22 protein-coding genes are annotated in these 19,925 nt (G+C 62.9%); 17 read left to right on the forward strand and 5 right to left on the reverse strand.

Going from position 1 to position 19,925, the window contains the following annotated elements:
- Positions 1–86: 86 nt before the first annotated feature.
- The 4 genes from ACGYKA_RS14710 to ACGYKA_RS14725 all read left to right on the forward strand — a co-directional run bounded on the left by ACGYKA_RS14710 (position 87) and on the right by ACGYKA_RS14725 (position 3,732).
- The gene (locus ACGYKA_RS14710) at positions 87–1,565 is read left to right on the forward strand and encodes a cytochrome ubiquinol oxidase subunit I (RefSeq protein ID WP_394411614.1); all 1,479 of its coding nucleotides are present in this window, start codon (positions 87–89) and stop codon (positions 1,563–1,565) included.
- Between the two features lies 1 nt (position 1,566).
- Positions 1,567–2,574 (forward strand): cytochrome d ubiquinol oxidase subunit II, encoded by a 1,008-nt coding sequence (cydB, locus tag ACGYKA_RS14715; protein ID WP_394411611.1) that lies wholly within the window; start codon positions 1,567–1,569, stop codon positions 2,572–2,574.
- Entirely contained in the window at positions 2,574–2,684 is a 111-nt protein-coding gene (locus ACGYKA_RS14720; RefSeq protein ID WP_136720396.1) for a DUF2474 family protein, read from the forward strand. Before cydB ends, ACGYKA_RS14720 begins: the two co-directional genes overlap by 1 nt.
- Positions 2,685–2,766: 82 nt before the next feature.
- Positions 2,767–3,732: an NADPH:quinone oxidoreductase family protein gene (locus tag ACGYKA_RS14725; protein WP_394411608.1), complete on the forward strand. Its 966-nt coding sequence runs from the start codon at positions 2,767–2,769 to the stop codon at positions 3,730–3,732.
- Here ACGYKA_RS14725 and ACGYKA_RS14730 read toward each other — a convergent pair.
- On the reverse strand, positions 3,729–4,709 hold the full coding sequence (locus ACGYKA_RS14730) for a DMT family transporter (RefSeq protein ID WP_394411606.1): 981 nt from the start codon (positions 4,707–4,709) through the stop codon (positions 3,729–3,731). The genes ACGYKA_RS14725 and ACGYKA_RS14730 overlap by 4 nt on opposite strands.
- A gap of 103 nt (positions 4,710–4,812) precedes the next feature.
- On the opposite strand from ACGYKA_RS14730, the gene ACGYKA_RS14735 reads away from it, so the two are divergent.
- The 10 genes from ACGYKA_RS14735 (at position 4,813) to ACGYKA_RS14780 (ending at position 13,458) form a co-directional block, all read left to right on the forward strand.
- A complete protein-coding gene (locus ACGYKA_RS14735) occupies positions 4,813–5,334 on the forward strand; it encodes a CoxG family protein (RefSeq protein WP_394411603.1) in 522 nt (173 codons plus the stop codon).
- A gap of 63 nt (positions 5,335–5,397) precedes the next feature.
- Complete coding sequence (locus ACGYKA_RS14740; protein ID WP_394411601.1) at positions 5,398–6,327, forward strand: ABC transporter ATP-binding protein; 930 nt, start codon at positions 5,398–5,400, stop codon at positions 6,325–6,327.
- Positions 6,324–7,085: an ABC transporter permease gene (locus ACGYKA_RS14745; RefSeq protein ID WP_067265544.1), complete on the forward strand. Its 762-nt coding sequence runs from the start codon at positions 6,324–6,326 to the stop codon at positions 7,083–7,085. The genes ACGYKA_RS14740 and ACGYKA_RS14745 overlap by 4 nt, the downstream gene beginning before the upstream one ends.
- 59 nt (positions 7,086–7,144) lie before the next feature.
- The gene (locus ACGYKA_RS14750) at positions 7,145–7,942 is read left to right on the forward strand and encodes a S49 family peptidase (protein WP_394411780.1); all 798 of its coding nucleotides are present in this window, start codon (positions 7,145–7,147) and stop codon (positions 7,940–7,942) included.
- A gap of 167 nt (positions 7,943–8,109) precedes the next feature.
- Positions 8,110–9,069: a calcium/sodium antiporter gene (locus tag ACGYKA_RS14755; protein ID WP_394411598.1), complete on the forward strand. Its 960-nt coding sequence runs from the start codon at positions 8,110–8,112 to the stop codon at positions 9,067–9,069.
- A gap of 12 nt (positions 9,070–9,081) precedes the next feature.
- Positions 9,082–9,861, forward strand: a complete 780-nt coding sequence (locus tag ACGYKA_RS14760) for an SDR family oxidoreductase (RefSeq protein ID WP_394411596.1) — start codon at positions 9,082–9,084, stop codon at positions 9,859–9,861.
- A 285-nt stretch (positions 9,862–10,146) separates the two neighbouring features.
- A complete protein-coding gene (uvrC, locus tag ACGYKA_RS14765) occupies positions 10,147–12,015 on the forward strand; it encodes an excinuclease ABC subunit UvrC (RefSeq protein ID WP_394411593.1) in 1,869 nt (622 codons plus the stop codon).
- Positions 12,016–12,100: 85 nt separating this feature from the next.
- A complete protein-coding gene (gene pgsA / locus ACGYKA_RS14770) occupies positions 12,101–12,766 on the forward strand; it encodes a CDP-diacylglycerol--glycerol-3-phosphate 3-phosphatidyltransferase (RefSeq protein ID WP_067265553.1) in 666 nt (221 codons plus the stop codon).
- Entirely contained in the window at positions 12,766–13,011 is a 246-nt protein-coding gene (gene moaD, locus ACGYKA_RS14775) for a molybdopterin converting factor subunit 1 (RefSeq protein WP_394411590.1), read from the forward strand. The genes pgsA and moaD overlap by 1 nt, the downstream gene beginning before the upstream one ends.
- Positions 13,012–13,014: 3 nt before the next feature.
- Entirely contained in the window at positions 13,015–13,458 is a 444-nt protein-coding gene (locus ACGYKA_RS14780) for a molybdenum cofactor biosynthesis protein MoaE (RefSeq protein WP_394411587.1), read from the forward strand.
- A gap of 9 nt (positions 13,459–13,467) precedes the next feature.
- On the opposite strand, the gene ACGYKA_RS14785 is transcribed toward ACGYKA_RS14780, so the two are convergent.
- From ACGYKA_RS14785 to ubiA, 4 genes are read right to left on the reverse strand one after another with little or no spacing between them, the layout of a single operon-like run.
- Positions 13,468–13,863, reverse strand: coding sequence for a VOC family protein (locus ACGYKA_RS14785; protein ID WP_394411585.1), 396 nt, complete (start codon positions 13,861–13,863; stop codon positions 13,468–13,470).
- A gap of 23 nt (positions 13,864–13,886) precedes the next feature.
- The gene (locus ACGYKA_RS14790) at positions 13,887–14,210 is read right to left on the reverse strand and encodes a hypothetical protein (RefSeq protein ID WP_007118939.1); all 324 of its coding nucleotides are present in this window, start codon (positions 14,208–14,210) and stop codon (positions 13,887–13,889) included.
- Positions 14,197–16,122: an OmpA family protein gene (locus ACGYKA_RS14795; protein WP_394411582.1), complete on the reverse strand. Its 1,926-nt coding sequence runs from the start codon at positions 16,120–16,122 to the stop codon at positions 14,197–14,199. Before ACGYKA_RS14795 ends, ACGYKA_RS14790 begins: the two co-directional genes overlap by 14 nt.
- 59 nt (positions 16,123–16,181) lie before the next feature.
- Positions 16,182–17,156 carry a 4-hydroxybenzoate octaprenyltransferase gene (gene ubiA, locus ACGYKA_RS14800; protein WP_271688214.1) on the reverse strand — a complete coding sequence of 325 codons (975 nt, stop codon included), beginning with the start codon at positions 17,154–17,156 and terminating at the stop codon, positions 16,182–16,184.
- A gap of 12 nt (positions 17,157–17,168) precedes the next feature.
- Here ubiA and ACGYKA_RS14805 point away from each other — a divergent pair, with 12 nt between their 5' ends.
- The 3 genes from ACGYKA_RS14805 to ACGYKA_RS14815 all read left to right on the forward strand — a co-directional run bounded on the left by ACGYKA_RS14805 (position 17,169) and on the right by ACGYKA_RS14815 (position 19,902).
- Positions 17,169–17,888: a 16S rRNA (uracil(1498)-N(3))-methyltransferase gene (locus ACGYKA_RS14805; RefSeq protein ID WP_394411579.1), complete on the forward strand. Its 720-nt coding sequence runs from the start codon at positions 17,169–17,171 to the stop codon at positions 17,886–17,888.
- Positions 17,889–17,904: 16 nt separating this feature from the next.
- Positions 17,905–18,435 carry a hypothetical protein gene (locus tag ACGYKA_RS14810; protein WP_394411576.1) on the forward strand — a complete coding sequence of 177 codons (531 nt, stop codon included), beginning with the start codon at positions 17,905–17,907 and terminating at the stop codon, positions 18,433–18,435.
- A gap of 96 nt (positions 18,436–18,531) precedes the next feature.
- A complete protein-coding gene (locus ACGYKA_RS14815; protein WP_394411573.1) occupies positions 18,532–19,902 on the forward strand; it encodes a glutamate--cysteine ligase in 1,371 nt (456 codons plus the stop codon).
- Positions 19,903–19,925 lie beyond the last annotated feature (23 nt).

Below are 19,925 nucleotides of genomic sequence, written 5' to 3' on the forward strand. Positions count from 1 at the left end.
CGGGCCAAGCACTGCGGCAATTTAGCCTGTGCCGCTCCCGCCGCCCGGTCCTATATAGGTCAGGAAACAATACGCGGGGGCTTCATATGCTCGACGGTTACACCGCCGAAATCCTAGCGCGGGTGCAATTCGCATTCACGGTTTCGTTCCACATCATCTTCCCGGCTTTTTCGATCGGGTTGGCGAGCTTTCTGGCCGTGCTCAACGCGCTCTGGCTGTGGAAACGCGAAGAGACCTATCTGAAGCTCTTTAACTACTGGAAGAAAATCTTCGCCGTGGCCTTTGGCATGGGGGTCGTCTCGGGCATCGTGATGTCCTACCAGATCGGCACCAACTGGTCGGTCTTCTCTGACAAGGCGGGGCCGGTGGTCGGGCCGCTGATGGCCTATGAGGTGCTCTCGGCCTTTTTCCTTGAGGCGGGCTTTTTGGGCATCATGCTTTTTGGCCGCAAGCGGGTGGGCGACGGGCTGCATATGTTCGCCACAGCGCTGGTCGCGCTTGGCACGCTGGCCTCGGCCACATGGATCTTGTCGGTGAATTCTTGGATGCAGACGCCTGCGGGCTTTGCCATCAATGACGTGGGCCAGTTCGTGCCCGAGGATTGGTGGGCGATCGTGTTCAACCCGTCCTTCCCCTACCGTTTGCTGCATATGGTGCTTGCGGCCTATCTGACCACGGCGTTGGTCGTCGGCGGGGTCGGGGGCCTGCACCTGCTGCGCGATCGTGCGGATGCGGCGGCGCGGCGGATGTTCTCCATGGCGATGTGGATGCTTTTGCTGGTGACCCCGCTGCAAATCCTTGCGGGCGACATGCACGGCCTCAACACGCTGGAGCATCAGCCCGCCAAAGTCATGGCGATGGAGGGGCATTACGACAGCCACCCAGAGGGCGCGCCGCTGATCCTCTTCGGCATCCCGAACCCCGAGGAAAAGCGCATCGACTACGCGGTGGAGATCCCCAAACTGTCGTCGCTGATCCTCAAGCACGATCTGAACGCGCCGCTCGACGGGCTGGATACGATCCCAGACGCGGATGAGCCGCCGGTGGCCATCGTCTTTTGGTCTTTCCGCATCATGATCGCGCTTGGCTTTGCGATGCTGGGGCTGGGGCTTTGGGCGGCCTTCGCGCGGCTGCGCGGGCGGCTTTACGATGCGCCGATGCTGCACCGTCTGGCGCTGCTGATGGGCCCCACCGGCTTTGTCGCGGTGCTGGCGGGCTGGATCACGACCGAGGTCGGGCGGCAGCCCTTCACCGTCTATGGGCTGCTGCGGACCTCTGACAGCCTTGCCCCGATCGAGGCGCCGGCGGTCGCGACCTCGCTGATCGCCTTCATCGTGGTGTATTTCTTCGTCTTCGGCGCGGGCACTTGGTATATTCTGGCGATGATGCGCAAGCCGGTTGTCGGTCATGTGCTGGAGGATGAACGCGACGACGTTCAGGGGGACGACGCACAAGACGGGGCGGCGCAGAACGACCCGGCGCGCGGCGAGGGGCCGATCCTTGCTGTCGGCGAAGAGGCGGCGGTCAGAGACAAGACCGTGCATAACAAAGGCGAGGAGAGCTGAGATGTTTGGACTTGAACTTTCGTTCATCTGGGCCGGGATCATCGCCGGGGCGGTGCTGATCTACGTCATCCTCGACGGCTTCGATCTGGGTGTTGGGCTGCTCTTTCCGATGACCAAGGATGAGGGCGAGCGCAATGTGATGATGAACTCGGTTGCGCCGATCTGGGACGGCAATGAGACGTGGCTGGTGTTGGGCGGCGGCGGGCTCTTTGCCGTTTTTCCGCTGGCCTATGCGGTTGTGATGCCCGCGCTTTACATGCCGATCATCCTGATGCTGCTGGGGCTGATCTTCCGCGGCGTCGCCTTCGAGTACCGCTGGCGCACGAAACGCTGGAAACCGCTTTGGGACATGGCATTCTTTGGCGGCTCGCTGGTGGCCTCCTTCTGTCAGGGCATCGCCTTGGGCGCGCTGGTTCAGGGGATCGAGATCGAAGGCCGCGCCTATGCGGGCGGCTGGTGGGACTGGCTCACGCCCTTCTCGATCCTGACCGGTGTGGCGGTGACCACGGGCTATGCGCTCTTGGGCGCCACATGGCTCAACATGAAGCTTGAGGGCCGCATCCAAGCGCATATGCGCCGCCTTGCATGGCCGCTGGCGGTGGCGACACTGGTCTTCATGGGGCTGGTCAGCCTTTGGACGCCCTTCACCGATGCGGTCTATTTCGAACGCTGGTTCGCATGGCCCACCGCGCTCTTCAGCGGCATCGTGCCACTTTTGGTGGCGCTGGCGGCTTTCGGCATGCTGCGCGGGTTGCAACGCCGCGGCGACAAGCAGCCGTTCTTCTGCGCGCTGGCGCTTTTCGTGCTGGGCTTCATCGGCATCGGGATCAGTTTCTACCCGCATATGGTCCCGCCGAGCTTGACCATTGCAGAGGCTGCCGCCCCGGATGAGAGCCTGATGTTCGCGCTGGTCGGCACGCTGGTGTTGCTGCCGCTGATCCTGAGCTACACCGCCTATGCCTATTGGGTGTTCCGCGGCAAGATCGACCCCGAGGAGGGCTATCACTGATGCGCCATTGGCTTAAACGCGCGGGCTGGTTCGTGGCGCTTTGGCTGGCCAGCGTCGCCCTGCTGGCGGTGGTGGCCTATGGCATCCGGCTGGTGATCATGCCCGGCTAACGCAGCGGCGCGGGCCACGGGTCTTGCCAAGCGCGCTGGCTTCTGGCCTCTTCGGGCCAAAGCAGCACGAAAGGACAGCCCGATGCGCGCCATGCAAGTCACCGCCTATGACGAACCGCTTACCCTGCAAAAGCTTGAGATGCCCATGCCGGGGCAAGGCGAGGTGCTGGTGCAGGTCGAGACCTGCGGGCTGAACTTTGGCGATCTGTTGATCATCAAAGGCACCTATCAGGAAAAACCGCCGCTGCCCTTCACGCTGGGGATGGAGATGGCGGGCACGATCACCGCTTTGGGCGCGGGGGTGGATCACCTGAAGGTCGGCCAGCGCGTGGCGGCCTATACCGGCTTTGACGGTCTGGCCGAATATGCCGCCATTCCGGCGGCAGTCTGCGTGCCGATCCCCGAAGAGATGACAGCGGTCGACGCGGCGGCCTTTCTGATCGCCTATGGCACCAGCCATGTGGCCTTGGACTACAAAGCGCGGTTGCAGCCGGGTGAGCGGCTGCTGGTCTTGGGCGCATCGGGCGGCATCGGGCTGACAGCGGTGGAACTTGGCAAGCTGATGGGGGCCGAGGTGATCGCCGTGGCGCGCGGCGAAGATAAGCTCGCCGTCTGTAAAGAGGCGGGCGCCGATCACCTGATTAATTCTGAGACCGACGACATCCGCGCCATCGTCAAGGAATTGGGCGGGGCCGATGTGGTCTATGACCCGGTGGGCGGTGATCAGTTCAAAGCCGCCATGCGCGCCTGCAACCCCGAAGCGCGGCTGATCCCCTTGGGCTTTGCCAGCGGCGAGGTGCCGCAGATCCCGGCCAATATCCTGCTGGTCAAGAACCTCACCGTTTTGGGCTTTTACTGGGGCGGCTATGCCAAGATCAAACCTTCGGTCCTGACCGACAGTTTCGCCGAGCTGATCAAATGGTATGTGGCGGGCAAGCTGAAACCCCATGTCAGCAACGTGATGCCGCTGGAACAGGCGAATGAGGCGCTGGCCCTGCTGCGCGACCGCAAGGCGACGGGCAAGGTGGTGGTCGAGGTGGCGGCTTAAGCCCGCCGCCCGCCCTGCAAACGGGTCACGCGCAGCGCCTTTTGGCGCTCGCGTAGATAGACGAACAGACCCGAGGCGAGGATCAGCGCGATCCCGACCCAGACCTCCCAGACCGGGAGGTCGCCAAAGATCACGAAACCCCAGAACACCGCCAGCGGCAGGCCGATATATTCGAACGGGGCGACGGTGGCGGCATCCCCCAGCCGGTAGGCTTGGCTGAGGCAATAGCCGATCAGCGCGATGTTCAGCCCGATGCCGAGGAAGGTGAGGTAATCCTCCCGTGCAGGCCAAATCCACGCGCGCAGCAGAAACTGGAGCGAGGCACTGCTGCCCTCATCCACGAACCGCCCATCACCCGCGATCACGAAGAACCCCAGCGACACGGCGACAAAGGCGGCTTGAATATAGACCATCAGCGCCGAGGCTTTGGAGTTCACGCCCAGCTTGCGGGTCATTAATTGGTTCAGCGCATAGGTCAGCGCCGCCAGCACCGGCAACAGCAACACCCAGCGGGAGACTTCAAGCGTTGCCGTGCTGGCCCAAGGGCGCATCATGATGACAACGCCGATGAAGCCTACAATCACCGCGCCAAGGCGCAGCGGGCCGACCTTTTCGCCCAACAGCGGGATCGACAGCACCGTGATGAAGAGGGGGGCTGCAAAGAACAGCGCCGTCGCCTCGGCCAGCGGCAGGACCGAGAGCGCCAGAAAGAACGACATGTTCGAGATCACGATGAGCAGCCCGCGCAGCAGATGCAGCCCCGGTTGCCGCGTCTTGAGCAGGTGAAACCCGCCTTCGAGTTTGACCAGCACCAGCCCCAGCAGAATCCCGATGGCCGAGCGGGTAAAGACGATCTGATGCAGCGGATAGCCGCCCGACAGACGTTTGATCAGCATGTCATTGACCGAAATCGCGGCGACGCCGAGAAGGATCAGCCCGATCGCCAGTCCGGCGCGGTTATGGGAATTACTTGTCATGGCAAAGACCTATCAGCCCGGGGCGAGAGGTCCAGCGCTTTGACATTGGTTTGCGTAGAATTACCCGCTAGACTGTTGCGATACGCCAAAGGGAGAGCCAGCCATGCAGATGTCCGACACCCGCCAGATCGCCGCCACCCCCGCCGAGGTTTACGCGGCATTGCTGGACCCGGAGATGCTGCAAACCTGCGTGCCCGGCGCGCAAGACGTCTCAGGCTCGGTCGAAGAGGGCTATGACGCGACGGTGGTGCAAAAGGTCGGCCCGGTGAAGGCGACGTTCAAGGGCCATGTGACGCTCTCCGATCTGGTGCCGAACGAAGCGCTGACCATCACCGGCGAGGGCAAGGGCGGTGCCGCCGGTTTCGCCAAGGGCGGGGCCGAGGTGCGGCTGGCCGAAAAGGACGGCGGGACCGAGCTGAGTTATGATGTCGAGGCCAAGGTCGGCGGCAAGCTGGCGCAGCTTGGCAGCCGGATCATCGACGGTTTCGCCAAGAAAATGGCGGATCAGTTTTTCGACAATCTGCAATCCTCGCTCGAAGGTCCGGCGGAGGAAGAGGCAGAGCCCGAGACCACCGAAGAAGACGCGCCCGCCAAAAAGGGCTGGTTCGGCCGCGCCAAGACCTGAAGGCATCTGTTCAGCCGGTGCAAAGCCGGTTAGGTTGCGCGCCTTACCAAAGCGGAGACGACCATGCCGACAATCGTGGATATTCAGAACCTGCGTAAATCCTACGCGGGCGGTTTCGAGGCGCTCAAAGGGGTCAATCTACAGATCGAGAAGGGCGAGATTCTCGCGCTTCTGGGCTCGAACGGGGCGGGGAAGACGACGCTCATCTCGACCATCTGCGGCATCACCACCGCGACCAGCGGCAAGGTGACCGTCGGCGGCCATGACATTCGGGATGATTTCCGCGCGGCCCGTTCCATGATCGGGCTGGTCCCGCAGGAGATCAATCTCGAACCCTTTGAGAAGGTCATCAACACTGTGCGCTTCTCGCGCGGGCTGTTTGGCCGTTCGGCGGATGAGGCGGTGTTGGAGAAAATCCTGCGGCAACTCTCGCTCTGGGACAAGAAAGACAGCCAGATCCGCGACTTGTCGGGCGGGATGAAACGCCGCGTGCTGATCGCCAAGGCGCTGGCGCATGACCCCAAGGTGCTGTTTCTCGATGAGCCGACCGCGGGCGTCGATGTGGAACTGCGCAAGGATATGTGGGAAATCGTGGCGGGGCTGAAAGCCTCGGGCGTGACGATCATCCTGACCACCCATTACATCGAAGAGGCCGAGGCCATCGCCGACCGGATCGGCGTCATCGCCAAGGGCGAATTGCTGCTGGTCGAAGAGAAACACGCGCTGATGGCGCGCATGGGCAAGAAGCAACTCGAAGTCCAACTGACCGAGCCGATCACCGAAGTGCCGCTGGCGCTGCAATCGCCGGACGTGGAATTATCCGCCGATGGGCAATCGCTGATCTACACCTATGACACCAATGCCGAGCGGACCGGCATCACCAAGCTGCTCTCCAAGGTCGCGGAAAGCGGTCTGGTGCTGCAAGACGTGGCGACACGGCAAAGCAGCTTGGAAGATATCTTTGTCGACCTGCTCAAGGAGGATGCGGCATGAACTGGACCGCGATAAAAGCCATCTACGCTTTTGAAATGGCGCGTTTCTTTCGCACCATCACGCAAAGCATCATCTCCCCGGTGCTCTCAACTTCGCTTTATTTCGTGGTCTTCGGCGCCGCCATCGGCAGCCGCATTGATGAGGTCGAGGGCGTCAGCTACGGCGCCTTCATCGTGCCAGGGCTGATCATGCTCAGCGTCATCACGCAGTCGATCTCCAACGCCTCTTTCGGGATTTATTTCCCGAAGTTCATCGGCACGGTTTACGAGTTGCTTTCGGCGCCGATCAACTTCTTCGAGATCGTCATCGGCTATGTCGGCGCGGCGGCGACCAAGGCGCTCTTTATCGGCACGATCATCCTGATCACGGCCTTCTTCTTTGTCGACATCACGATCCAGCACCCCATCGCCATGGTGGCCTTCCTGATCCTGACTTGCATCAGCTTTGCGCTGATGGGCTTTATCATCGGCATCTGGGCGGGCAATTTCGAGCAGTTGCAACTGGTGCCGCTGTTGATCGTCACGCCGTTGGTCTTCCTTGGCGGGTCTTTCTACTCGATCTCGATGCTGCCGCCGGTCTGGCAGGTGATCTCGCATTTCAACCCGGTGGTCTATCTGATCTCGGGCTTTCGCTGGGCGTTTTTCGGCGCGGCGGATGTGCCGATCATCACCAGCCTTGCCGCCATCGCGCTGTTTACGGCGCTTTGCCTCGGCGTGATCTGGTGGATTTTCCGCACCGGCTGGCGTCTGCGGGCCTGAGCCTACGAAACTTGGGCGTCCGCCTTGTTTGCGCGGGGTGGGCGTTCTACATGAAGGGCATGAGAATTCGGCTGCCCTTCCTGAAATCCCCGCCCAGCGTTTCCGTAATCCGGCTTTCCGGCATGATCGGCGCGCAGGGCCGCGCGGTGTTGAACGATGCCACCATGGGTCCGGTCATCGAAAAGGCTTTTGCCAAGGGCAAGCCCGCCGCTGTCGCCTTGGAAATCAACTCCCCCGGTGGCAGCCCGGTGCAATCGTCGTTGATCGGCGCGCGCATCCGGCGGCTGTCCGAGGACAAGAACATTCCCGTCATCGCCTTCGTCGAAGATGTAGCCGCCTCGGGCGGCTATTGGCTGGCGGCGGCGGCAGATGAGATCTACGCGGACCCAAGCTCGGTCGTCGGCTCCATCGGGGTGATTTCGGCCTCCTTCGGGGTGCATGAGTTCATCCGCGAGCATGGGGTCGAGCGGCGCGTCTATACGGCAGGGCAGAGCAAATCGATGCTCGACCCGTTCCGCCCCGAAAATCCCGAGGATGTTGCCCGGCTGAAGGTGCTTCTCGAAGACATCCATGAGAACTTCATCGACTATGTGAAGACCCGCCGCGCGGGCAAGCTGCCTGAGGGGCAAGATCTCTTCACCGGGGAAATCTGGCTGGCGAAACGCGCTGCCGAACTGGGGCTGATTGACGGGATCGGCCATTTGAAACCGCTGCTGAAAGACCGCTTTGGCGACAAGGTCAGGCTGCGCCGCTATGGCGTGAAACGCGGGCTGTTGTCGCGCTTTGGCGTGCAGATGATGCAGGACGCGGTGCAGGGCATAGAGGAACGCGCGGCCTTTGCGCGGTTTGGACTCTAGCCCATGGTTTTTAAGATCGTCCTGCTGTTTCTGGTGGCCATGGGCCTGATGGCTTGGTTTGGAAAGATGCATTGGCTGGGGGGCAAGCGCCTGACCCGGTCCAAATGCCGTGACTGCGGACGTTACCGCATTGGCAAAGGCGATTGTGCCTGTAAGGGAGGGCGTTGATGCTGATGCCATGGCTACTTTCGGGGCTTGGCCTCGTGATCCTGCTGTTTGCGGGGGATGCGCTGGTGAAAGGGGCGGTGAACCTGTCGCTGCGCCTTGGCGTGCCTGCGTTGATCGTCAGCCTGACCATCGTGGCCTTTGGCACTTCGGCGCCGGAGTTGCTGATCTCGGTCAAGGCGATCTTGGACGGGGTGCCGGGGCTGGCGCTTGGCAATGTGGTGGGGTCAAATACGGCCAATATCCTGATGGTGCTGGGCATTCCGGCGCTTTTGGCGACGATGCACACCTCGGAATGCAGCACCCGCAAGACCTATAACCAGATGATTGCGGCCTCCCTGTTGTTTATCGCGCTGGCCTTCCGCGGCGTCTTTGACTGGATCGCCGGGCTGATCCTGCTCGCCGGGCTGGCCTATATGCTTTATGACGCTTTCCGCGATGCCAAAGACCACCGCCACGCCTGCCGCAGCGGCGCGGCAGAGGATGAGGAAGAGCCCGAAGGCGCGGACCCCGATATGGCGGGCTGGCAGATCGCGATGTTCCTGATCCTCGGGCTGATCGGCCTGCCCTCGGGGGCGAGCCTTTTGGTGGATAACGCCACGATCATCGCCCAGACCTATGGGGTCAGTGACACGGTGATCGGCCTGACGCTGGTGGCCGTGGGCACGTCGCTGCCTGAGCTTGCGACCACGGTGATGGCAGCGCTGCGCCGTCAGGCGGATGTGGCGCTTGGCAATGTGATCGGCTCCAACATGTTCAACCTGTTGGCGATCATCGGCATTGCGAGCCTTGTCGGTCCGATCTCGGTCGACGAAGCCTTCTTGCGGATTGACCTTTGGGTGATGTTGGGCGCGTCGCTCTTGCTGATCCCCTTCGTCTATCTGGGACGCGATATCACCCGGCTATGGGGCGTGGTGCTGAGCGCGCTTTACGGGCTTTATTTATTTATCATCCTGATCTGAGGAGGGCGGCAGATGCGGCGGGCATTGGTGACCGGAGCCGGGCAACGTCTGGGCCGCGCCATGGCGCTCTACCTCGGGCAGCGCGGCTTTGATGTGGCGGTGCATTTTGCCACCTCGCGTGCCGGGGCTGAGGCGACCGTCGCCGAGATTGCGGCCATGGGCCGTAGTGCTGTGGCTCTGCAAGCTGACCTTCTCGACGACACCGCAGCCGCGGCGCTTTTGCCCCGCGCGGCCAAGGCGCTCGGCGGGCCGATCACCTGCCTTGTGAACAACGCCTCGATTTTTGAGCAGGACGATATCGCCAGCGCCACGCGCGAAAGTTGGGATCGCCATATGGGCAGCAACCTGCGCGCGCCCTTCGTGTTGACGCAGGCGATGGCGGGGCAGGGGCTGCTGCCCGAGACTGACGCCGCAGGAGAGCCGCGTGCAAGTGGTTTGATCGTCAATATGCTCGACCAACGGGTGCGTAACCTCACGCCGGAGTTCACCACCTATACGATCGCCAAGATGGCCCTATGGGCGATGACACGCACCACCGCGCAGGCGCTGGCCCCCGCGATCCGCGTGAACGGCATCGGGCCCGGCCCGACGTTGCAAGGCCCGCATCAAGACCCCGATGACTTTGCCGCGCAGCGCCGTGGCACGGTTCTGGGACGCGGCGCGAATCCTGCGGATATCACGGCGGCACTGGGGTATTTCATCGATTCGCCGGGGGTCACGGGGCAGCTTATCTGCACCGATGGCGGAGAGCATTTGCAATGGGAAACAAGCCCTAAAAGCCCCCGAAACTGACGGCCATGCGGGAAGTTTTGCACGTCCTTAACCTATGTAACCAAAGTGTTACCGAAACCCTTTTGTTTTCAGGGGCTTGTTTCATGGTAAACAAAAGAATGAGGAAAATCAGGATATTATGGGCGCGCCTAAAAAATAGGCAAATCAGCGAACCATGTTAAAAACAAAGAGAAATCCAAGATGCCCAGAAGTTATCGGCAGAGTTATCCACATGTTTGGTGGACATGTTAAAGCTTGCCCCCATTGCCGTCCTATTGCAGCGAAGCACGAGAATCAGCGCCTGAGATGACCACGCCCAACGACAACCCTCCGCCGCAAGGCCGCAAGGTGATTCAAGCCTATCTGAGGTCGCTCGATTCCTCGCCGGGCGTCTATCGGATGCTCGATTCGGAAAGCCGCGTGCTTTACGTTGGCAAGGCGCGGAACCTGCGGGCGCGGGTGTCGTCCTACGCGCGGCCCACGGGGCATTCGGCGCGCATTTCGCGGATGATCGCGAACACCGCCTCGATGATGTTCCTGACGACCAAGACCGAGACCGAGGCGCTGCTGCTCGAACAGAACCTGATCAAGCAGCTCAAGCCCAAGTTCAACGTGCTGCTGCGCGACGACAAGAGCTTTCCCAATATCCTTGTCACCGCCGATCACGACTACCCTCAGATCAAGAAGCATCGCGGCGCGAAAAAGGAGAAGGGCAGCTATTATGGCCCCTTCGCCAGCGCGGGCGCGGTGAACCGGACGCTGAACCAACTGCAACGGGTGTTCCTGTTGCGGGACTGCTCCAACGCGATGTTCGACAGCCGCACGCGGCCCTGTTTGCAGCATCAGATCAAACGCTGCTCCGCCCCCTGTGTCGGCAAAATCTCGGCCGAGGATTACCGCGAGACCGTGCGCGATGCCGAGCGGTTTCTCAGCGGCAAGTCGACGGATATTCAGGGCCGTTTGGCGCGGGACATGGAAGAGGCGTCAGAGGCGATGGAGTTCGAACGCGCCGCCGCCCTGCGCGACCGGATCAAGGCGCTGACGCAGGTTCAGACCGCTCAAGGCATCAACCCGCAGGGGGTGAACGAGGCCGACATTATCGCGCTGCACATGGAAAGCGGTCAGGCCTGCGTGCAGGTCTTCTTCATCCGCGCCAACCAGAACTGGGGCAACCACGACTATTACCCCCGGATCGGGAGCGAGATCGACGCCGCCGAGGTGCTGGAGGCTTTCATCGGCCAGTTCTACGACACCCGAGAGCCGCCCCGGCAGTTGATCCTCAGCAATGAGATCGAGAACCCCGATCTGATGGCCGAGGCGCTGAGCGGCAAGCTAGGCCGTAAGGTCGAACTGTTGGTGCCGAAACGGGGCGAGAAGGCCGAATTGGTCGACGGGGCCCTGCGCAATGCGCGCGAAAGCCTTGCCCGCAAGATGGCCGAGACAGCGACCCAGACCAAGCTCTTGCAGGGGCTGGCCGATGCCTTCGACCTGCCCAAGCCGCCCGAGCGGATCGAGGTTTACGACAACTCGCATATCCAAGGCACCAATGCCGTCGGCGCGATGATCGTGGCGGGGCCGGAAGGCATGATGAAAAACCAGTACCGCAAGTTCAACATCCGCGGCGATGACCTGACCCCGGGCGATGACTTCGGCATGATGAAAGAGGTGCTGCACCGCCGCTTCAAACGGCTCATCAAAGAGGACCCGGACCGCAGCCGCGGCCTTTGGCCCGATCTGCTGCTGATCGACGGCGGCGCGGGGCAGGTGAGCGCCGTGGCCTCCATCATGGCGCAGCATGGGGTTGAGGATATTCCGATGGTCGGTGTGGCCAAGGGCATCGACCGCGATGCGGGCAAGGAAGAATTCCACCGCGTCGGCAAGCGCCCCATGGCGCTGCGCCACAACGATCCTGTGCTTTATTTCGTGCAACGCTTGCGGGATGAGGCGCACCGTTTCGCCATCGGCACTCACCGTGCCAAACGGGCCAAAGGGGTCAGCGCCACGCCGCTCGACGATGTGCCGGGCGTCGGCGCTGCGCGCAAGCGTGCGCTGCTGGCGCATTTCGGTTCGGCCAAGGCTGTGAGCCGCGCGAACCTCAGCGATCTCAAGGCGGTCGAGGGTGTGTCGGATGCGCTGGCCGAGACGATCTACGGCTATTTCCATGAAAAAGGCTAAGGCGGGCGGCCCCGTGGTGGCGACGGCCCGCAGGCGGGGCTGTTTCGTCCTTTCAGCCACGAACGGCGCAAGATAGGATAACGTCATGAAATGGAATTTGCCCAATATCCTGACCCTGCTCAGGCTGGTCGCGGCCCCCGGTGTGGCGGTCATGTTTCTCTATTTTACGCGTCCCTATGCCGATTGGTTCGCCCTGCTGCTCTTTGTTGGGGCGGCGGTGACGGATTGGTTCGATGGCTACCTTGCCCGCGCTTGGGCGCAGGAAACCAAACTCGGCGCCATGCTCGACCCGATTGCCGACAAGGCGATGGTCGTGATCGCGCTGATGGTGATCGTCGCCTTCTCAAGCTGGTCGCCATGGCTGGTGCTGCCCGCCACGCTGATCTTGTTTCGTGAGGTCTTTGTCTCGGGCCTGCGGGAGTATTTGGGCGATGTCGCCGGCACGTTGAAGGTGACTCAACTGGCCAAGTGGAAGACGACATTGCAGATGATCGCCATCGCCGTGCTGTTTTCGCAAGGCGTGTTCGAGCATTACCTCGGGATGAGCGTTTTCGGCATGGACCAGCAGATGATCGAAGCGATCCTTGATGGCGAGGTCGAAGATCATCTCGGGCTGGGCTGGAAACTCGCCGGGATGGAATGGGCCGGGCTGCTGGGGCTGGCGCTCTTGTGGGTCGCCGCCGTGCTGACCGCCATCACCGGCTTTGACTATCTGCGCAAGGCGCTGCCGCATCTGAAGGAGCCACGCTAATGGACGTTTTGTATTTCGCATGGGTCCGCGAACGCATCGGCCTGCCCCGCGAACGGGTTGAAAGCACCGCCGCCACGGTGGCCGAATTGGTTGAAGAATTGCGGGGCCGGGAGGAGCGCTACGAAGTGGCCTTTTCCGACCTTTCCGCGCTGCGGGTTGCCGTGGATCAGGAACTGACCGATTTCGACGCCCCGCTGCAAGGCGCGCGCGAGGTGGCCTTCTTCCCTCCGATGACCGGGGGCTGAGCGATGCGCGTTTTGGTGCAGGAAGCGCCCTTTGATCTGGGTGAGGAAGCCGCGCGCTTTGCCAAGGGCGAGGGGAGCAGCGGCGCGATCGTGACCTTTACAGGCGTGGTGCGCGACAATGATGCGGGCACGTTGAGCGCGATGGAAATCGAGCATTACCCCGGGATGACCGAAAAGGCCCTGCGCGAGATCGCGCAGCAAGCGATGGCACGGTTCGATCTGCAGGATGCGCTGGTGATCCACCGCTATGGGCGTCTGGTGCCGGGGGAGCAGATCATGATGGTCGCCACCGCCGCGCGGCACCGCCGGCATGCGTTTGAGGCGGCGGAGTTCCTGATGGATTACCTCAAATCCCGCGCGCCCTTTTGGAAGCGCGAGATCACGGCAGAGGGGGACACTTGGGTCGCCGCGAAAGACGAAGACGAGGCCGCTTTAGAGCGTTGGTGAGCCTTCGGCTCAGGCGAAACGCCCGCCTTTTTCGATGACTTCGATCTGGTAGCCATCGGGGTCTGCCACGAAAAAGAACTTCGCCACGGTCTCTCCGGCGGGGCGGAAATCAACGATCTCGCGCGGGGTGGCACCGGCTTTGATCGCGGTATCGCGCGCTGCTTCAAGGTCGTCGACCACGAAGGCCAGATGGCCATAGCCGTCGCCCAGATCGTAAGCGGTCTCGCGGTCCTTGTTGACGGTCAATTCCAGCTCGAAGGCGCCCGTGGCATCGCGCAGGTAGATCAGGGTGAAGCTGTCGAAATCCAGACGGTCCGCGATTTTCAGCCCGAACACGTCTTCGTAGAACTTTACCGATGCCGCCTCATCAAAGACGCGGATCATGGAATGGGCGAGTTTGGCCATGGCAGGGCTCCGAAGGTCTGGGGTTAGGCTTTCTGACGTTCGATATAGGCGCGCATTTCCTCGGCCTCATGGCGCGCGTCGCGCAGCCCGTCCATCGCGGCGCGCAGCTCGGCCTCGGTCTGGGCCAGTTGGTTGGTCAACTCGGCCTCGCGCTGTTGCAGATAGGTGATCGCCTGATCGCGGGTTTCCTCGGCTTCGTGCAGCTCTTGGCTCATCCGGTCCAGCTGGGCCACATCATCGGCGGCCACGCGGGTAAAGCGGTTCAGCAGCCAATTGGCGAACCATCCCATGCAGAAGGCCACGAAAAGAATGATGGCTGTTGCCAGGACAAACTCAGTTCTGCTCATCACCGCTGCCTTCTTCGGTTTCGTCGGATTCCCCGATCTCTTCTGCCGTGGTATCGCCCGTTTCTTCAGCAGATTCCAGCGCTGTTTCGTCCTCGGGGGTCTCGGCCTCGGGCTGGATCAGGCGGAATTCGATGCGGCGGTTGGCTTCGCGGCCTTCTTCGGTCTTGTTGTCTGCGATGGGGTTTTCCTCGCCATAGCCCTTGGCCACGAAGGAGGAGGTCAGCACCCGGCGCGCGCGTAATTCGTTCAAAACCGATTCCGCGCGGCTTTGCGATAGCGACAGGTTCATCGATTCGCGGCCCTGACTGTCGGTGTAGCCCTGAATCTCCAGCCGGATGTCGCCGCAGTTTTTCAGCACCTCGGCGATATCGTCCATCGTCCCAAGCGCGGAGGCGTCGATCGTGGCGCTGCCCGGCTCAAAGGTGATCTTGCCAATTTTCAGGATCTCGCGAATTTCGGCTTCGCATTCTTCAGGCGTCGGCAGACCCGCGATGGGGTCGAGCTTTTCTTGATAGGTGATGTCGATGCTGTAATCGGCGCCTTCGCCCAGCTTGTCGGCCAAAAGCGAGGCGACGGTGGTGTTGGCGTCCTTGTTGCCGGTGTTGCCCATCACCTCAAGCCGGTCGGGGGTAACTTTGACAGAGCCATTGGCGAGTGAGGCCATGGCCTCAAGCCCGGTCAGGACGCGGGTGGCCCAATCGCCCGGCAGGGTCTCGTCCAGCCGCGCGGCGGTATAGACGTTGGCCGAGCCGAAATGCGATTTCGCGTAGCTGTCGGCCAGATCGCGCAGCCCCTCGGTCGAAAGTCGTCCGCGCAGTTGCACCTGCCCCTCGGGCGAGAGGGTCGCGGTGAATTCGGGCGGGCCTGCTTCTGGGTCTTCGACCTCGGGCAGTTTCGCGGTCAGGGCAAAGACATCGGGAAGCGCGTTTTCCAATTCGCCCACCACGCGGTCGAATTTGGTGGACTCGGTGCCCGGCGCGGCCAGCAGGGTGATGTCCGCATCGGCAAAAGAGATGCTGCCTTGGCCCAGGCGGCGCAGCGCGTCGATGGTCAGCGCCACGGCGCGGCCCCAGTTCGGGCTGGGCACGCCCAGACCGATGGTGCAATCGGCATTCTCAGGCGCGCCGGCGGTGATGCCCGCTTTCAAGATACGGTCGGCGGCGGCTTCGGTATCGGCAGAGCAGGCATCGAAACGGGCCCCTTCCGCGTCGATCTCAAACCGCAGTGTGAAGGGAGTGATCACCGGGCGCGGGGCCGCGATGTCCAGCCGCAGCCGCAGGCTGGGCGGGGCCGCACGTTGCAGCTTGCGCTCCATCTGCGCCTTGGCGGCGGCGCTGTCGGCAATGGCGGTGATGGTCACGCGCCCCGCATCAACCGAGGCTTTAGCCCGGGGCAGGTCGGCCATCGCCTGCACGGCAAAGCTCAGCGCGTCTTCCCAGCCTTCGGGGGCGGGATAATCTGCGGATTCCAAAAGGTCGGTGACCGAGGCGTCGCCCGCCATGTCGCCAAAGGCGTCGATCACCGCCTCGCGGTCGGTGCTGGTGGGGATCAGGCCGATGATCGAGATGCCCGCGTCATTGCGCAGCACCTCGGCAGAGAAACGCGGCGGGGCGATGCCGGATTGGGCCTCGACCTCCATTTCGTCGATGACGCGGGCGGCGTCGACCACGGTGCCTGCGGTCGACAGGGCGCGAAAGCGCACGGCCTCGGTCGGCGCGATCCCGGCGAGGGTGACCTGCAAGCCATCGGCCTGCACTTCGGCCCATGTCATGCCCTGCGCGTCCAGCGCGTCACGCACGCCGATTTCCGAGGTGTCTTCGATCAGTTGTACCGAAAAGCTCGCCGCCACCAGAGAGACCACCGCTGCGGCTGCAAAGGTCAGGGCGATCGTGAAAATGGCGGAGAGGCGCATGGGCGGACTTCTGATTGTTAAGCTTGCGACTTGATACGCGCGTCCTGCCGGGGGTGCAATCAGGCCAGCAGGCTTGCCGCGAAAAACAACAGCGGGATCATGCCGGTATCGCGGTTGGCCCGGAAGAGCTGCAATAGCTTGGCATTGTCCTTGGTATCCAGCCCGCGCAGCTGCCATGCCATATGCCATCCCATCGCCCAAGGCCCGCCAAGGGCCAGCGCCAGCGCCAGCACCGAGGCTTGGGGCAGCCCGGCATAGATCACGGCAATTCCCATCAGCCCCACCGTGGCCATCAGAAAGCGCCGCAGCCATTTGCCGGAATTCTCACCAAAGAGCCGTGCGGTGGATTTTACGCCGATCAGCGCGTCATCCTCGGCATCCTGATGGGCATAGATCGTGTCATAAAACAGCGTCCAAGCGATGCCAGCGAGGTAGAGGACCACGGCAGGCGCATGCAGCGTCCCCGCATGGGCCGTCCAAGCCAGCATGGCGCCCCAGTTAAAGGCGAGGCCCAGAAAGACCTGCGGCCACCAAGTGAAGCGTTTGGCAAAGGGGTAGACCGCCACCGGCAAAAGCGCCAGCACGCCCATGGCGATGGCTGCTTGGTTGAAGGACAGCAGGATCAGCAGCGCCAGCAGCATCTGCCCCACCATCCATGCCAGCGCCTGTTTCACCGATACCGCGCCCGAGGGGATGGGCCGCAGCCGGGTGCGGGCGACCTTGCCGTCGATATGCCGGTCGGTGATGTCGTTCCACGTGCAGCCTGCGCCGCGCATCAGGAAAGCGCCGATGCCGCAGCCTGCGAAGATCCACAGATCCTCCCACCGCGGCGACTGGTCGAAGAGGATCGCAAGGCTCAGCCCCCACCAGCAGGGCAGCAGCAGCAGCCATGTGCCAATGGGCCGATCCGCGCGGCTCAGCCGCAGGTAGGGGCGCAGCCCCGCCGGGGCGTGACGGTCGACCCAATTGTCGGCCACCGCATCGGCAACAGGCGCATCGGGCGTAGCATCTGGCGAAGGCGGCTGGTTGTGCATATATCTGGCCCTATGAACGCGAAAATCAGATTGTATGTAGATCAGCCCTTGGGGCAGGGGCAAACGGTTCCTTTGGCGCGCGAGCAGGCGCATTACCTCTTTGGGGTGATGCGGCTCACGGTCGGGGCCGGGGTGCTTTTGTTCAACGGGCGCGATGGCGAATGGCTGGCCGATGTCGCCGAGGCGGGCAAGCGCGGCGGGGTGCTGACCTGTGTCGAACAGACCCGGCCTTTACAAATGCCGCCGGATCTATGGCTGCTCTTTGCCCCGATCAAAAAGACCCGCACCGACTTCATCGTCGAAAAAGCGGCTGAGATGGGGGCCGCGCGCATCGTGCCGGTGATGACCGAGTTTACCAACGCAGGCCGCGTGCAGCAGCCGCGCCTACAGGCCCATGCGGTTGAGGCGGCAGAGCAATGCGGCGGCACCTATGTGCCGGAAGTGGCCGAGGCTGAGAAGCTGGGGCGGTTGCTGGATCAGTGGGACAGCAGCCGTCAGATCATGTTCTGCGATGAGGCTCTGGCCGGGGAGAGCGGCGCCCTGCCGCCGGATGCGCAGGGGCCATGGGCCATCCTGATCGGCCCCGAGGGCGGCTTTTCCGAGGGCGAGCGCAAACGGCTGCATGGTTGCGATCACGCCCATGCCGTCACACTTGGCCCGCGCATCCTGCGGGCCGATACGGCGGCCGTGGCGGCGATGACCATGTGGCAGCAGGCTTTGGGAGATTGGTGATGCGAATGGTGGCCCGATGAGTTTCCTGCGCCAAGGCGCCCGCGACCAGCTTTGGCGCTGGCGCGAAGCGATTGTCGGCGGCGGGCTGATGGGCCTTGGCCTTTGGCTGGTGGCGGGGCCGGGTTTCCTGCTGGCGGTGCCGGGCTATGCGGCGCTGGCAGGCGGTGCCGCGCTGATCTGGCTTGGTGTGCAACGCGCGCGCTTTCGCGGGAAGGGCGATGGCGCGGGCGCGGTGCAGGTCGTCGAAGGGCAGATCACCTACTTTGGCCCGCTGACCGGCGGCACGGTCGCTCTGCGCGAATTGCAGCGGCTCAGCCTCGACCGGCAGATGTTTCCGGCCCATTGGCGGCTTGAGCCGCGCGACGATGAGCCGCCCCTGTTGATCCCGGTGAATGCCGCCGGATCCGAGGCGCTGTTTGATGCTTTCGCCGCCCTGCCGGGCCTGCGCACCGAGAGGATGCTCTTTGAGCTACGCAAGACCCGCCATGACGCCGTTGTGATCTGGGAGCGCGCGCCGCTGCGCCCGGCGCATGTCTTGCTGCATTGACAGCCCCGGCAAATCCGCCCATCCCTGCTAGACGCGACGCCACGTCGACAACTTAGAAGACACCCAAGACGATCCTTCAAAACGGAGCCCTCGCATATGTCCATTCCTCAATCCGGCGGCGGCCCGATCGAACATCACGACCAGATGGCGCAGTATCTGGCGGACGGCTGCAAGCCGCGCGAGCAGTGGCGCATCGGCACCGAGCATGAGAAGTTCGGCTATTGCAAGGACACGCTCAAACCGCTCCCCTATGAGGGGGAACGCTCGATCCGGGTGATGCTGGAAGGGCTGCGCGACCGCCACAATTGGTCCCCTGTCGAAGAGGGTGGCAAGCTGATCGGGCTTGAGAAAGACGGGGCCAACATCAGCCTTGAGCCGGGCGGCCAGTTGGAACTCTCGGGCGCCCCTGTCGAGACCATTCACGAGACCTGCGACGAGGTGAACACCCACATGCGCGAGGTGAAAGACGTGGCGGATGAGATCGGCGTCGGTTTCATCGGTCTGGGCGCCGCGCCCGAGTGGTCGCATGAGCAGATGGATCTGATGCCCAAGGGCCGTTACAAATTGATGGACGGCTATATGCAAAAGGTCGGCACCATGGGCACCACCATGATGCGCCGCACCTGTACCGTTCAGGTCAACCTCGACTTCGCGAGCGAGGCCGACATGGTGCAGAAGATGCGCGTCGCCGTGGCGATGCAGCCCATCGCCAATGCGCTTTTCGCTAATTCGCCTTTCCTCGACGGCAAGCCCAACGGCGTGAAATCCACCCGCGGTCTGGTCTGGCGCCATCTCGATGACGCGCGCACGGGCATGATCCCCTTCGTTTTTGATGAGGGCTTCGGCTTTGAGGCTTGGGTGCAATACGCGCTCGATGTGCCGATGTATTTCGTCTACCGCGACGGCAAGTATATCGACGCGCTCGGCCAGTCCTTCCGCGACTTTTTGAAAGGCGAGTTGCCCGCGCTGCCCGGCGAGAAGCCGACGCTGAGCGATTGGGCCGACCACCTCACCACGCTCTTCCCCGAGGCGCGGGTCAAGAAGTTCATCGAGATGCGCGGCGCCGATGGCGGCCCGTGGCGGCGGCTCTGTGCCCTGCCGGCCTTCTGGGTCGGGTTGATGTATGACCAAAGCGCGCTGGATGGCGCGTGGGATTTGGTCAAAGGCTGGGATGCCGAGACACGGGAAGAATTGCGCATCGCCGCCTCCACCCACGGCCTTCAGGCCGAGGTGGGCGGGCTCAAGATGCATGATCTGGCGCGCGAGGCCGTGGCCCTGTCAGAGGCGGGGCTGAAAGCCCGCGCCCGTCCCGGCGCCGGTGGGCTGGTGCCGGATGAGACGCATTTCCTCAACGCCCTGCGCGACAGCATCGAGACGGGCCGCGTGCCCGCTGACGATCTGTTGGCGGATTACCACGGCCCATGGAACGGCGATCTGAGCCGTATCTACGCGGAATATTCCTACTGAAGGGTAAAGAGGCTGATGCCGCC

Origin of the sequence: Sulfitobacter sp. 1A15106, from assembly GCF_043556995.1 — a bacterium.
Classification (GTDB): Bacteria; Pseudomonadota; Alphaproteobacteria; order Rhodobacterales; family Rhodobacteraceae; genus Sulfitobacter; species Sulfitobacter faviae.